At 37.9% G+C, this 15,101-nt stretch carries 15 protein-coding genes and 2 pseudogenes; all 17 read left to right on the top strand.

Annotated elements, in window-relative coordinates; all coding sequences use genetic code 11:
• Positions 1-14 precede the first annotated feature (14 nt).
• Entirely contained in the window at positions 15-851 is an 837-nt protein-coding gene (locus tag V8V91_RS08995; protein WP_373399770.1) for a heme A synthase, read from the top strand.
• A 2-nt stretch (positions 852-853) separates the two neighbouring features.
• On the top strand, positions 854-1,759 hold the full coding sequence (gene cyoE, locus V8V91_RS08990) for a heme o synthase (RefSeq protein ID WP_074226467.1): 906 nt from the start codon (positions 854-856) through the stop codon (positions 1,757-1,759).
• A gap of 1 nt (position 1,760) precedes the next feature.
• Complete coding sequence (locus V8V91_RS08985) at positions 1,761-2,342, top strand: heme-copper oxidase subunit III (RefSeq protein WP_373399769.1); 582 nt, start codon at positions 1,761-1,763, stop codon at positions 2,340-2,342.
• 27 nt (positions 2,343-2,369) lie between these two features.
• Complete coding sequence (locus tag V8V91_RS08980) at positions 2,370-3,146, top strand: cytochrome c oxidase subunit 3 (RefSeq protein WP_373399768.1); 777 nt, start codon at positions 2,370-2,372, stop codon at positions 3,144-3,146.
• Positions 3,147-3,165: 19 nt separating this feature from the next.
• Positions 3,166-3,494, top strand: a pseudogene (locus V8V91_RS08975) (cytochrome C oxidase subunit IV family protein).
• 72 nt (positions 3,495-3,566) lie between these two features.
• Entirely contained in the window at positions 3,567-4,235 is a 669-nt protein-coding gene (locus tag V8V91_RS08970; RefSeq protein ID WP_373399767.1) for an SCO family protein, read from the top strand.
• Entirely contained in the window at positions 4,222-4,776 is a 555-nt protein-coding gene (locus V8V91_RS08965; RefSeq protein ID WP_373399766.1) for a DUF420 domain-containing protein, read from the top strand. Before V8V91_RS08970 ends, V8V91_RS08965 begins: the two co-directional genes overlap by 14 nt.
• Positions 4,777-4,805: 29 nt before the next feature.
• Positions 4,806-5,066, top strand: coding sequence for a hypothetical protein (locus V8V91_RS08960; protein WP_373399765.1), 261 nt, complete (start codon positions 4,806-4,808; stop codon positions 5,064-5,066).
• Positions 5,067-5,221: 155 nt separating this feature from the next.
• Positions 5,222-5,785 (top strand): hypothetical protein, encoded by a 564-nt coding sequence (locus tag V8V91_RS08955; RefSeq protein ID WP_373399764.1) that lies wholly within the window; start codon positions 5,222-5,224, stop codon positions 5,783-5,785.
• A gap of 92 nt (positions 5,786-5,877) precedes the next feature.
• Positions 5,878-7,566 (top strand): hypothetical protein, encoded by a 1,689-nt coding sequence (locus V8V91_RS08950; RefSeq protein ID WP_373399763.1) that lies wholly within the window; start codon positions 5,878-5,880, stop codon positions 7,564-7,566.
• 11 nt (positions 7,567-7,577) lie between these two features.
• Complete coding sequence (locus V8V91_RS08945; RefSeq protein ID WP_373399762.1) at positions 7,578-8,816, top strand: PAS domain-containing sensor histidine kinase; 1,239 nt, start codon at positions 7,578-7,580, stop codon at positions 8,814-8,816.
• Between the two features lie 46 nt (positions 8,817-8,862).
• A complete protein-coding gene (locus tag V8V91_RS08940) occupies positions 8,863-9,285 on the top strand; it encodes a hypothetical protein (RefSeq protein ID WP_373399761.1) in 423 nt (140 codons plus the stop codon).
• A 50-nt stretch (positions 9,286-9,335) separates the two neighbouring features.
• Entirely contained in the window at positions 9,336-10,829 is a 1,494-nt protein-coding gene (locus V8V91_RS08935; RefSeq protein WP_373399760.1) for a hypothetical protein, read from the top strand.
• Between the two features lie 149 nt (positions 10,830-10,978).
• Positions 10,979-11,758 (top strand): hypothetical protein, encoded by a 780-nt coding sequence (locus V8V91_RS08930; protein ID WP_373399759.1) that lies wholly within the window; start codon positions 10,979-10,981, stop codon positions 11,756-11,758.
• Positions 11,755-12,324 carry a hypothetical protein gene (locus V8V91_RS08925; protein ID WP_373399758.1) on the top strand — a complete coding sequence of 190 codons (570 nt, stop codon included), beginning with the start codon at positions 11,755-11,757 and terminating at the stop codon, positions 12,322-12,324. The genes V8V91_RS08930 and V8V91_RS08925 overlap by 4 nt, the downstream gene beginning before the upstream one ends.
• 63 nt (positions 12,325-12,387) lie before the next feature.
• Positions 12,388-13,091 (top strand): annotated as a pseudogene (locus V8V91_RS08920) (SDR family oxidoreductase).
• Between the two features lie 2 nt (positions 13,092-13,093).
• Positions 13,094-15,076, top strand: a complete 1,983-nt coding sequence (ispG, locus tag V8V91_RS08915; protein WP_373399757.1) for a (E)-4-hydroxy-3-methylbut-2-enyl-diphosphate synthase — start codon at positions 13,094-13,096, stop codon at positions 15,074-15,076.
• The last annotated feature ends 25 nt before the right edge of the window (positions 15,077-15,101 follow it).

Genomic DNA, 15,101 nt, shown 5'->3' with positions numbered 1-15,101 from the left:
AAAACGAAAGGTTTGTGGCTACCCTTGAAAAACTTGGATTTGTAGAAACGGCAGAAGCCATAGCAAATGACAAATCTATTCTGATAGAACAGGAATTCAATCCGCTGAAAACGTGGATTGAATACATCAATCGATTGGTGGGTGTACTGATTGGGTTCTTTATCATTTTAACAGTATGGAAATCTTTTCCTATCTGGAAATTAGATAAATGGATCCCGATTATTGCAATAGCTTCTTTGATTCTTGTTTTGTTTCAGGGTTGGATAGGATCTTTGGTAGTCTCTACAAACCTACTTCCTTGGATGATTACCTTTCACATGATGCTTGCAATTTTGCTGGTTTTGATGTTGATCTATTTATATCATCGTTCAGGTAAATTAAAAGAGGGGAAAGGTGTAGTAATGGATGTTCCCGCAAAGATTGAATGGGTTTTAATCGCTGCTCTCATCCTGATGATCATTCAAGTTGTTTTGGGTACGCAGGTGAGGGAAGAGATCGATCAAATTTCTTTTGCTCTAGGGAATATGTTGAGAGGAACATGGATTGAACAATTGGGTTTACCATTTATCATTCATAGATCTTTCTCACTCATCTTATTGGGAGTACATATGTTGTATTTCTTTTGGGCTTATAAATATGTCCTGAGAGGTTCCAACATCAGTTTATGGTCTCAATTATTGATGATTTTGGTGATTATTGAAATTGCCACGGGAATGGGAATGGCATATTTTGCGATTCCAGCATTTCTTCAACCCATTCACTTAGTGATTGGGACAATTATAGTAGGAATTCAATATTTCTTGATCCTACAACTGCGAGAGCATAAACAGTATCGATTAAATTCAAATTGATAATGAGGACAGTTGGAGTAACTGACCAGAGTATTTACCACTTGGTTATCACTAGAGCAAAGGCTTATTATGAATTGTTAAAATTCAGATTGTCTGCTTTAGTTACATTTTCTGCTGTATTTGGTTTCATCTTAGGTGATTCAGGAAGTTCCTTTGGATGGTCCAGTTTTCTTGGATTAGCATTAGGAGGTTTTCTAATTAGTGGTGCTTCTGGTGCCGCAAATGAAATCATGGAACGGGATTTGGATAAATTGATGAAGCGTACCAAAAACCGTCCTCTTCCTTTACAGATTATTTCCCTTACTGAGGCTTACTGGTTTACCTTTGGCATTGCCTTTATTGGTCTTGCTTTGCTTTGGATGTATACTAATCCCTTGACTACTTGGTTGGGGGTGCTAAGCATGGTGTTGTACGTTTTTGTTTACACTCCATTGAAAAGAGTTGGCCCTATTGCTGTCTTCGTTGGTGCAATACCAGGAGCAATGCCACCTTTGTTAGGTTGGACTGCTGCTACAGGGGCTATTTCCTATGAGGCATTAATCATCTTTGGAATTCAATTTATCTGGCAGTTCCCTCATTTCTGGGCAATTGCTTGGGTAAGTGATGAGGATTATAAAAAAGCTGGGTTTAAGTTATTACCTAGTGGAGGAGGACAGGATTTGAATACTGCTATTCAAATTATGATCTATACCTTATTTTTATTGCCTTTGGGACTATTGCCAAGTTATTTTGGTTTAACGGGACTGAATTCAGGAATAGTTGCAACCGTTTGTGGGGTGTTGTTTTTAGCTCAAACATTTTCTTTGATGAGGGATTGTTCAAGAAAATCCGCCTTAAAAATTATGTTTGGCTCGTTCTTGTATTTGCCAATCGTTCAAATTGCTTATTTACTAGATAAATTACCTTGAGATGGAACATGAGTTGAAGTATATTGATTTAGTAGAGCAGCCTATTTCCATGCATGCCAAGAAGTTCGCTCTTTGGTTGTTCATGGTGACTGTGGTCATGATTTTTGCGGCGATGACATCTGCCTATATTGTAAGGCAGTCGGAAGGGAATTGGCTTGAATATGATTTACCTCAGATATTTTGGTTAACTTCTGGAATAGTAATATTGAGTAGTGTCTTTCTTCAGTATGGATATTATTCTGCCAAGAAGGATAATATGTTGGGTTTGAAAATAGGATTGGCCAGCGCTGTAATTCTTGGGATTGCTTTCCTTGTTGGGCAATGGTATTCTTGGGTAGCCTTGGTTGACGAAGAGGTTTTCTTTGTAGGGAATCCTTCTGGATCCTTTCTTTATGTATTTACAGGACTTCATGCTCTTCACTTGATCAGCGGTGTGATATTTCTGATTATTGTATTAATTTCGAGTTTTAGATACCAAATTCATTCAAAGGCCATGGTCAGAATGGAAATGGCTACAACATATTGGCATTTTCTAGGTGGGCTTTGGCTTTACCTGTTTATGTTTTTGCTTTTGAATCATTAAAATAACTATAGTACAAACCGATAATTTATGTCTGCGCATTCTACTGCTATTGGAGTAAGCTCAAAAAGAGGCGTTTGGGGAGGTGGTAATGAACCTCTTAAAGCCAGCTATGGAAAACTTATGATGTGGTTTTTCCTACTCTCCGACATTTTCACTTTTGCTGCATTCCTGATTACTTATCTTTCTATAAGGGTAAGTTATCCTGCTTATGCTGGTCCTGCTGGGGAATTCGTTGGATCCAATGAATATTGGCCAGTTCCAGAATTGGTATTTGATGCCATTCCATTTGTACATGGTGTTCATGCGCCTTTGGTATTCGTTGGGATTATGACATTCATTTTGATTTCATCTTCTGTAACCATGGTATTGGCAGTAGAAGCTGGACACAGAAATGATAGAAACGATGTAGTGAAATGGTTACTTTGGACCATTCTTGGAGGAGCAACTTTCCTTGGCTGTCAGGCTTGGGAATGGAATCACTTCATTCATGGTACTGATGGAGGAAGCACCATGACCTTCATCAATTCCATTAATCAATTGGTTACAGAAGTAGTACATGGGGCTAATTTATCCGTGAACGAATATGGACCTGGGTCTTTTGCCCAGTTGTTCTTCTTCATTACTGGATTCCATGGTTTCCACGTAACAATCGGGGTATTCCTTTTATTCTTATGCTTCTATCAAGCGGCAGTAGGTATTTATGATCAAAGAGGTCATTACGAAATGGTAGAGAAAATTGGTCTTTACTGGCACTTTGTAGACTTGGTGTGGGTATTCGTATTTACCTTATTCTATCTTATCTAAGCATTAAAATTTTCGAGATATGGAAATTCAACAAAATAAATCTACGCTGGAAGTTCAACCACGTAACGACGAGAAAATTAAAAAATCTGGAAAACTGCTGGTATCCTTTTGGCAATCACGGTAGCTGAATTTATCATGGCATTTACAATGCCAAGAGGTTTGTTATTGTACTTTCTATTTATTGTTTTGACAATTTGGAAAGCCAGATATATCATGCTTGAATTTATGCACCTAGGAGATGAAGTGAAACCACTATTTTACTCTATTATGGTTCCTTTGGTGTTTTTGATTTGGTTACTTATCGCGCTTGCTAAAGAAGGCTCTGAGATTTTCATGATGCGCTGGTAATCATAAAATAAATAGAAAAAAAGTACAGGTTGAAGAGAAACACTTCAACCTTCTTTTTGTAAATACAATATTATGAGAGGAATAAGGATTTTGCAGGGGATGGTATTGGTGTGCATACTATTGATACCTGTTTTGATATTCATGTTTCTTAAGGGTTTTGGAACTAATACCTATGAAATTCCAATACTCTATCAAAAAGGGACTGACAGTCCATTTAGCGAGTGTGTTCAAGGAGACACCACTCAGCATTATATTCCTGAGTTCACCTTTACCAATCAAGAAGGACAGCCTGTAGGAAAAGCCCAAATGGAAGGGAAGATTACCATAGTTGATTTCTTCTTTACTTCTTGCCCAAGTATCTGTCCAGTGATGTCCCAAGAAATGGAGCGGGTTTATGATATGTTTCGAGATGAACCAAATGTTCAGATTTTTTCAATTAGTATAGACCCTGAATTTGATACTCCTGAAATCCTAAAGGAATATGCTGACGATCACCATGTCCAAGCTGGGAAATGGGATTTCTTAACCGGAGACAAACTTGAAACCTATAAATTGGCAAGGTGTGGATTTATTATTCCGACAATCGATGGGAACGGAATTCCTGATAACTTTATTCACAGTGATAAGTTTACTCTAGTAGATGAACAGGGCAGAATTAGAGGTTATTATAGTGGAACCTCAAGAGAGGATGTTGATTTGTTAATGCTTGAAACAAAGATTTTATTACATGGAAACAAGTAGACCGAACTTATTGCAAGATGAGAAAAAGGTAAAAAACTGGATCATTACGATCTCTATTATAATTCCTTTAGCTGTAGCGGTATTATTATTCATGCCTGCGAAAGTAGATGTAGGAAGTGAATGGGTCTATTTTCTCCCTCACTTAAATGCTGTAATTAATTCGACAGCATCTATCGCATTAATTTGTGGGTTAATCTTTATCAAGCAAAAAAATATTGCTTATCATAAAGCATCCATGAGTATTGCCTTTATTTTGGGTGCAATATTCTTGGTTTCATATGTCGTCTATCATGGTGCAGCGGAGAGTACAAGTTTTGGAGGAGAGGGTTGGATTCGACCGGTTTATTACACCTTATTGTTGACTCATATTGCTTTTGCGGCAATCGCTTTGTTCCCGATTTTGTTTGCCTATTATTATGGGTTGACAGACCAGCGTGAAAAACACAGAAAACTGGTTAAATTTGCCTATCCTATCTGGTTATATGTGACGATTACAGGTGTGATTGTTTACTTTATGATCAGTCCCTATTATTTACACTAAACCGAATAGGCTAAAAATCGTAAATTGGTATGATGAATCGATTAGTAAAGATATTCTTCCTTCTTACCATCTTCTTATTGATACAGGTAAATACATTTGCGCAGTGCGCGATGTGTAGGGCTTCTGTTGAAAATAATGTTGCGAATGGGGAGACGAGTATTGGTGCCGGTTTGAATGCCGGAATTCTATACTTATTTGTAATGCCTTATTTAATGGCAATGGTCATTGGATTTTTTGGTATAGAGCTGCCAAAAAGAAAAAGGCGAAATTATCATTTCATTAATGCCTAACAGGGAGCAAAGTTTGATACAGGCTTTGCTTTTTATATTTTTAGCATAAATGAGCTATGAATCCCGACGTTTGGTCATTTTGGTCAGCGTGTTCTCTCTACTTGCCGTCTTAATTCTGAATTTCTTTTTTTCAAAAAAGCAATGAGGAACGTTTTTTGGAAACTCTACAGGAAAAAATCCAAAAAGTAGATCGTGAATTCGATGAGGATTTTATTCAAATTCTAATGAATGTCCGGTCTACTGATTCTATTTCTTTTGAAAGAATGGAATCGTCTGGCAATATCCATCCTTACTTTTTATTGAATTCTAATAGAGATTTAATCTATTGGTCGGATTTTACCTTTTCCTTTGACTTTGAACAAATTGATCAGGATAAAGAATATCAGTTAATTGAAGACCCTTTTGGATCAATATTGATCAAAGTCCGGCAAATTAGTAGGAATGGAGACCCGGTATTAATGGTGCAGGCCTTACGACTTATTTATCCGGGGAATATAGAAAATGATTACCTGGTAACTGGAGCCAACCCTGAGATTTTTGGTAATAATAGGTTTACGCTTTTTACCAATGCCGAGGAAGGTAGATATCAAGTCAAAAATCCAGGTGGTATTCCTATATTTGGGATAGATTTCTTATTTGGCTATCAGCCAGCCGATCGATTAGCGAACCCAGCTATCCTCATTTTTTTACTTCAGTATTTTTACTCTATTTCCTTTTAAGTTCTGATTTTGTAAGAGGCAAATGGAATAAAAAACATCGGTGGCAGGCTATCGGATATGCTATTATTGTATTGATTGCTTTTAGGTTAATCATGCTTCTATTGGATTTTCCTGGGAGCTATTTAAATATCTCACTTTTTGACCCAGCTAATTATGCTTCCTCATGGTTGAACCCAAGTCTTGGCGATTTATTGCTCAATACTGTTTGTTCGGTGATTGTTTTTGGGATGATCATTTATCACTTGGCTTCTCAAGAAATGAGGTATAAGGTTCAGTCCCTGAAAGAAGCTACTGAAATAAGAGTATTTGGAATTATAATTTTGGCCATTAGCTCCATGGCCTTGTGGATGGTCTGGGTACTTCCAAGAGATATTATATCTAACTCCCAATGGGCATTGGATATTAGTTCAATACCTTCTTTTGATTGGTTTAAAGGATTGAGCTTTTTAATCCTTTTTCTATGGGGAGCAATATATGTGTTGATTTCCCTGACTTTCATTAGTCTTATTTTGGAAGTTGCCAAGAAGAAAGCCGAATTATACAAAGGATTACTCATTTTGGGCTTACCAGTCGCAGGTGTTTTATTGATTTTTAGTATTTGGGGAGCAGTAGTTTGGTTAATTCATTTACTACTGATTGCCTTAGTTATTCGTTTTGAATTGTTTAGGAATGTTTTTAAGCTCGGATTTGATACATTCTTGACCTTCTTTTTTGCTTGTTTAATTACTGCGGGGATTTGTGGGATCAGTACATTTCAAACAGAGCGAAATCAATTGATCCAGTCAAAAATCAGATTTGCCAATCAAAACTTGATTGAAAATGATGTCATGACGGAATTTTTCCTCAGCGAAATATTTACCAGGATTAAGTCAGATTTATTTATTCAAAATAGGATGGGAGATCCCCTGCTTTCCAAAGATCCCATCGAAACCAAAATCAGAAAAATATATTTAGATAATTATTTCGATCAGTTTGAGGTGAAAGTAGGGATTTATTCCTCCTCTGGACAGCAAATGCAGGGAGGGTTAGATTTGGGAAGTCTCAATGATTTAAGGCTTAAATATATAAATAGTGATTTTGCTACCTCTGTCAAAGATCTCTATTTCATAAGAGGTAGTGATGGGAATAATGGAAATCAATTCATTGCCTTTATCCCTTTATCAAAGGACAATGCTTCATTGGGTACAATATTTCTTGAGTTGAACCAATTGAGAGTTCAACCGACTAGTGTTTATCCTAAGTTGCTTTTAGATAAAAAATATTCTGAAAGATTAGACCCCATCCGGTATGATTATGCAGTATTTAGAGGAGAAGAGCTTCTTAGAAACACAGGAAGCTTTAATTACTTGTCCCAAGCATTAACCTCAAGATTTGGGGAAGAAAAGCTGTTTGAGCAGGGAATTCATGTTGGACGATATCATCACTTTGGAATTCGAAATGGAGAGGATTTAATTATCATTTCATCTCCAAACAGGACATTATCCCATTTTTTCGGAAACATTTCCTTGTATTTTGTTGCCTTCGTGTTTCTGACCTTCCTCACGATATTGATCAATACCTTTTTGAAAGGCTACAAGAAATTTGAATTTAATTACTCTACCAAGCTTCAGCTCTACCTGAATTTTGCATTCTTTTTTCCTATCATCATAATCAGCATCATTACCATTGGTTTATTGGCTAACAGTTATCGGGAGGATTTGGATAGGCAGTATATTCAGAAAGCGAATTTAATTCGGGGTAATTTGACCAGTTTTTTGATAATCAAAGGGCGGAAGATGTAGATCGAGAGGTCTTGAATGAAGAGGTAAATAACTTAGCGAATACCATCGCAAGTGACTTACATATTTACACCGGGGAAGGGAAATTACAAGCTTCCAACAGACCTAATATTTTCGATAAAAAGATTCTTTCTAATTGGATAAACCCTGTCGCTATTTCAGAAATTGAAGAGAAAAATCAGTCTCGCTTTTTGGCGGAGGAAAAAATAGGGAAGCTGATTTATAAGTCAGTTTATTTGTCCATACCTTCTACAAACAGTCAAAGCAATTTAGGAATCTTGGCTGTTCCTTTCTTTGAATCTGAAGCGGAATTGAATTCACTGATTTCGGACGTGTTGAGTAATATATTTAATGCATTTGTAGTGATTTTTATCCTTTTCTTGATCGTTTCTTATTTTGTTTCCAAGAACCTGACTTTTCCATTTAAGTTGTTAACCCAAAAACTAAAAACGACAAACCTGGAAAATAATGAACCCATGTATTGGGGGTCCAAGGATGAAATTGGACTATTGGTAAATGAATACAATAACATGTTGTTCAAGCTGGAATCCAGTAAAAAAGTCTTGGCATCCACAGAAAAGGAATCTGCCTGGAGAGAAATGGCCAAGCAAGTAGCACATGAAATTAAGAATCCTCTTACTCCTATGAAGTTGACTTTGCAGCATTTATTGAGGTTGCAAAGTGCCGGCCAGTTAGATGATCATGAGCGTCTGAAGAAATCTTTGGAGACGTTGATCCATCAGGTTGATGCATTAAGTGGAATCGCTTCCTCATTTTCCACTTTTGCCAAAATGCCACTTCCAAAGAATGACTTGATGAATTTTAAGGAAGTATTGAATCAGGTGATTGAATTGTTTAAAAATGATGAACGATTGGATTTGACATTTAAAGATGATTCATACACCGATAATATTCCTATTATTGGAGATGATAAATTATTTGGAAGAGTCATTGCCAACCTGATTATCAATGGAGTTCAAGCGGTGGAATCAGGTAAAAAGCCAGAGATTAGAATTTGGCTATGGATGAGTGACCAAGCAGTATTTCTTGAAATTACTGATAATGGAAATGGCATTCCTCCGGAATTAAGGGATAAAATCTTTATTCCTAATTTCAGTACTAAGAGCCAGGGTTCAGGACTTGGATTGGCAATAGCAAAGAGCGGAGTCGAAACTGCGGGAGGTAAGATATGGTTTGAAACGGAAATGAATGTCGGGACTACTTTTTATCTTACTTTTCCATTACTCGAATAAATTCTCCTTTTTATTACCTTGAAGGGAAAAGGGCTTTAATTTGAACATGCATAGATGGATTGTTTCCTGTGTACTTTTAGTTGGCTTCTTTGCATCTGCAAAAGCTCAGGAAAAGTGTCTATGGGTGAAAAGTTCGGATTATGTCCAGCCAGCCATACTTGATTCACTTTCGATTTTAGAAGAAAGTATTCGCGTGAAAGGGAGTAATGGAGAAACCTATGCCTTTCAATACGATCTCAATACCAATGAATTTCAAGTGATTTTCCGGGGTGCATCCTTGCCGGATTCTGTCAATATTTGTTATCAGACATTCTCTATTCGCCTAGATCAAGCTGTGGCCAGAAGAACGTTACTTGCGGACTATGATTCGATGGCCCAATTTCGGGATACTCGATTATTAGAGTCTCCAACTTTTGATTTTAGAGAAGAACTTTTCCAAGTACGGATCTCTATAAATCAGGAAGTCTGACCCGTGGGATTTCTTTTGGGAATACCCAAAATGTATTTGTCAATTCGGCTTTGAACTTACAGTTGGAAGGAAGTATTTCGGATAACTTGAAAATCAGAGCCAGTATAACAGACCAAAATGTCCCTTTTCAACCTGAGGGAAATACTCAACAAATCCAGGATTTTGATAATGTTTTGATTGAGCTATATAATGATGATTTTAGTTTGGCGGCAGGAGATGTTGTCCTCCAGCAACGGGAGTCACAGTTTTTGAGGTATTACAAAAATGTCCAAGGACTTCAGTTTACCTCTAATTACAAGATGAAGGGAAATTGGAAAGCAAGTTCACAAGGATTTGCTTCTATCGCGAAAGGAAAATTTGCTTCCATTCAGCTCCCTATTTTAGAAGGAGTCTTGGGGCCTTACCGGATTCAAGGTCCCCAAAATGAGCGGTTCGTAATTATCATGGCAAACTCGGAGCGCGTGTTTTTAGATGGAAAGCAATTACAAAGAGGGTTTAATGCGGATTATGTAATTGATTATAATCAGGCTGAAATCACCTTTACACCCAATGTGCTGATCACTCAATATTCTAGAGTAAGGGTTGATTTTGAATATGCTGAACGGAACTATAGCCGCTCAATTTTAGGAGCAAACCACACCCAGAGTAATGGTTCTGTGGATGTTTATATGAATTATTACCAGGAAAAAGATAATAGAAATAGACCCTTATTTACAGAATTTAGCCAAGAAGAGCTTCGGTTATTGGCCTCTGTGGGAGATCAAACAGAAAATGCATTCATCCCTAGAATTGATAGCGTAGCATTTGATCAGAATCGAATTCTATATCAAAAAATACAAGGCTTTGATAGTCAAGGAGAGCCATTCATTTATTATGAATATTCCACAGATCCAGAATTAGCTCATTTTGCCCTTTCATTTTCCCAAGTTGGGCTGGGCAATGGGGATTACCGTCGGAAAAGTCAATTAGCGAATGGTACAGTATACGAATATGTAACTCCTGTCAATGGCCAGCCCCAGGGGGATTATTCCATTTTAAGCCAATTGGCATCACCTGATAGTAAAAGAATGGTGACTGCAGGGACCCGAGTGAAATTAGGATCCCATGAAAAAGTATATACGGAGTTGGCACTTTCTTCCTTAGATAAAAATTTGTTTTCAGACCTGGACGATGCAGATAATCAAGGGTTAGGTTGGAAAATAGGGTTGGAATCGGAAAACAGAAAACTGAAATGGCTAGATGGGTATCAATTTTCAGGTCAGACAGAACTGGAATATAATTCCACCAACTTTAAGTTCATTGATCGATTCAGATACATTGAATTTGACAGGGATTGGGGATTGACCCAAGAGGACCTGCAACTCGCAGCACAGGAACAATTTTTTTGGACCCAGGTCTCATTAACAAAAGACCAATCCAATCGATTTGATTATAGGGTTTACCTTCGAAATAGGAAGAATGTGCTCAATGGAAGCCAGCATACAGCGAATTGGAATTTGCAACTTGGGAAGAGAATTGATTTGCGACAGGAGTTTTTAAACTGAATAGTCAGAAAGATAGTCTGAAAACGGATTGGATAAGATACTTAGGGGATGTTTCATTCAAGAGTAAATTATTGGCCCCCGGATATCAATTTTCTGTGGATAGAAACACCCTCCGAGACTCCAGACGTGATTCAATCCTTGGCACAGCCATGAATTTTCAACAACATTTAATCTATTTAAAGAGTAACGACTCACTTTCCACTTCTTTTTTGATGGATGCTGCTTGGAGAGAAGATAGAGCTCCTTATTTTGGAAAGCTGGAAAACGACACGAAAGCATTTACATCCAATTTCACCTTTAAAAAGCAATGGTCCAAACATAGTTTGAGCAGCACTTTTACTTACAGAGAGCTGGAATATTTACAAAGAGAATTGCCTTCAGAATTAAATGTTATGGGGAGACTATTTTATGAAGGAAGTCTTGGTGAAAATGTCATTCGAAATGAGGTAAGTTATGCAATTGGGAATGGGAGGGAGCTTCAACGTGAATTCGTTTTTCTGCCTGCACCTAATGGAGACGGGACGCATACCTGGAGGGATGATAATGGGGATGGTGTGCAGCAATTGAATGAATTTTATTTAGCGATCAACCCTGAGGAAAAACAGTACATTAAAATTTTTGTACCTACTGATACCTATGTGCAAGCATATACCAGTATTTTGAATTATAGAGTTCAAGCCAATTTCCCCCAATCTTGGAAAGAGGCAGGTGGATTAAAATCCATTTTGCAAAGGTTTTCCAATACGACCAGTTTAAGTATAGAAAAGAAAGTGACTACTGATGATTTTGGAGATCGAATTAATCCATTTATCGGGCACTTGGATAGAGAAGATATCCTTTCACTTCGACAAGTAGTCAGGACTTCTTTTTCTTTAATAGGGCCTCGGCCAATTATGGGTTTGATCTCTCTCTGTTTGATTCACAATTGAAGCAATTACTATCTGGGGGATTTGAAGATTTAATTCAAAAGGACTGGAAACTGAATACGAGATATAACTTTACTCCAAGTGCTTCTTTGAGGGTTCAAGCGAGTACAGGAAACAGGCAGTCTGGTTCTGATTTTCTGGAGAATAGAAATTACACCATTGATCAACAAACCATCGGACCTGAATTTGCATGGCAGCCATCACCTTTCTTCCGAAGTACTATTTCATATTCTTTTACAGATAAAGAGAATGTAGAGAACATGGAGTTTGAAGAGAAGGCAGCATTGCACCAGGTAGCTTTAGACTTACGGTATGCAAAAGCAATTAAAACCACTTTATCCGGGAATTTAAAGTTGATTCAAATAGACTATAATGGAGTGTCCAACTCTCCTGTAGGGTATGAAATGTTACAGGCATTGACTCCAGGGACCAATGTAACTTGGACGTTGAATTGGTTGCAGAAAATAGGGGAAGGCCTGCAATTGAATTTAGTGTATGAAGGTAGAAATTCTCAGGGTCTTGACCGGCTGGTTCACGTGGGAAGAATGCAAGTTTCAGCTCTATTTTGATAAAAAAATGTAACTTTGTGCAAGGTAGATAGTTGTCATACTAACTATTAAAACACGAAATAAATGAGTAAAAGTATCTTGGTCACAGGAGGCACAAAGGGCATAGGAAGGGCCATTATCGAGCGTTTTGCAAATGAAGGGTTTGATGTGATTACCTGTGCTAGAAATGAAGAGGAGTTAGCATCCCTGAGAGCTTCTTTAGAGGAAAATCATGCTCTGATCCATGTTTTGGCCGTGAAAGCTGACCTTTCCAAAAAGAAGAAGTGTCGGAGTTTGCCGAAAAAGTAAAAGCTTTTGGAGTTCCAGATGTGTTAGTGAACAATACAGGGGTTTTTCTTCCAGGAGCAATTTTGGATGAACCAGAAGGTAATTTTGAGCTGATGATGAATACCAATTTGTACTCAGCCTACTATTTAACTCGTGCGTTAATAGCTGGTATGGTAGCCAGAAAAAGTGGTCATATTTTTAGTATGGGCTCCATTGCAGGACTGACAGCCTATGCTAACGGAGGGAGTTATGCCATTTCTAAATGGGCGATGTTAGGAATGACCAAATGCCTTAGAGAGGAATTAAAAGATGATCATATAAAAGTCACTTCCATTCTTCCTGGAGCCACATATACAGCTAGTTGGGAAGGAGTCGACTTGCCCGAAGAAAGATTTATGAAAGCGGAAGATGTGGCAGAATCTGTTTGGTCTGCTTATAACCTTTCACCCCAAACTGTTGTTGAAGAACTAGTGATCAGACCCCAATTAGGAGATATTTAATTATGGAGCCAATTATAAAATCACAGGATCAATTGTATTGCAATAGCCTTACTTCCTATTCGAGAAGGAAAACCATTCCTGTCAATGTAGGAGGGGTGTTGATCGGTGGGGATAATCCCATTGTCGTGCAATCCATGACGACCGTGGATACCATGGATACCCAAGGGTCCGTCGAGCAATGTATTCGAATGATTGAATCAGGTTGTCAATTGATACGTATTACAGCTCCAAGCATTAAAGAGGCTGAGAATTTAAAAAATATCAAAGATGAGCTACGTAAAAGAGGCTATGGTACCCCTTTAGTTGCTGACATTCATTTTACTCCCAATGCGGCAGAAGTTGCTGCAAAAATAGTGGAGAAGGTTCGAATCAATCCGGGTAACTATGCGGATAAAAAGAAATTTGAAGTCATAGAATATACGGATGAATCTTACCAGGAGGAATTGAATAGAATCCGCGAGCGATTCTTACCATTGGTAAAAATTTGTAAAGAGCATGGTACTGCCATGAGAATCGGTACCAACCATGGTTCCCTTTCGGATAGAATTATGAGCCGCTATGGAGATACTCCTTTGGGAATGGTGGAATCTGCCCTGGAGTTTTTAAGAATATGTGAGGACGAAAACTATCATGATATCGTCATTTCTATGAAGTCCTCCAATACGCAGGTTATGGTGCAGGCTTATCGTTTGTTGGTTCAAAAATTAGACGAAGGGGGCTTCAAACCTTACCCTCTACATTTAGGAGTAACTGAAGCAGGAGAAGCGGAAGATGGAAGAATTAAGTCCGCAGTAGGAATTGGGACCTTGCTGGAAGATGGGCTGGGCGATACAGTTCGGGTTTCCTTGACAGAGGATCCAGAATTTGAAGCGCCTGTAGCCAAAGCATTGATTGATCGGTATTCAAATCGGACTCCTCATGCAGAAATAAAGAAAATAGAGGAATACCCTATTCATCCTTTTGACCATGAGAAACGACATACCTACGAGGTTTTCAATTTTGGAGGACATCATGTCCCTAGGGTCATTACAGATATATCAAAAATTGAGAAAATTACGGAAAAGGAAATAAAGCAAACCGGACATTTCTATTTGCCAGAATTGGACAAATGGAAAATGAATGATCAGGGTTGTGATTTTGTTTTTTCAGGCTCCAATCCCATTCCGTTTATGTTACCAAATGGGATGAAGGAAATTCAATATGCAGCCATTTGGAAACAGCAATCAGATCAAATCAACAAGTTTCCTTTGTTTTCATTGGCTGAATACGCTAGTTCTTCGGTTTTTCACTTAGAACTGAACTTCCTGGAAATTTTTGATTCCGAAATAGAGGAAGCCATTCCTCTTGTAGCCCATAGAAAAGATACCGTGTTGATTTTGAAAACTTCAAATAAGCATGCGATGCCTGCTATAAGGAGGGCTTTTGTCAGCCTTATGGAATCAAATACTGAAGTACCAGTGGTGGTAAAAATTGCCTATCCAGATCAAGATCATGATTTGACTATGTTATATGCTGCCACCGATGTAGGAGGCTTGCTAATAGATGGCTTAGGGGATGGAATATTTATTTCTTTGGAAAAAGAAAACCAGACGGATCGACAAGAGATTTTGGATCAAATAAAATTGCATAATTCTGTAGGCTTTGGGGTACTTCAGGCAGCTAGAACAAGAATGTCCAAGACTGAGTACATATCTTGTCCTTCTTGTGGTAGAACCTTGTTTGACCTTCAGGAAACTACTGCTATGATCCGAAAAAGAACAGATCATTTGAAGGGTGTGAAAATTGGGATTATGGGATGTATCGTGAATGGACCTGGAGAAATGGCAGATGCAGATTATGGATATGTAGGTTCAGGGAAGGGAAAAATAACCCTTTACAAAGGAAAAGAAGTGATGAAAAGATCAGTTCCTTCAGAACGTGCAGTGGATGAACTGATAGAGATTATAAAAGAAGATGGAATGTGGAGTGAATCCGATTCGATTTAAATAAACTTATTAATCCATTTTCCTG

The organism is Algoriphagus halophilus, assembly GCF_041729275.1.
Taxonomy (GTDB): Bacteria; Bacteroidota; Bacteroidia; order Cytophagales; family Cyclobacteriaceae; genus Algoriphagus; species Algoriphagus halophilus_A.
This window is presented reverse-complemented; position numbering and strand designations above follow the sequence as displayed.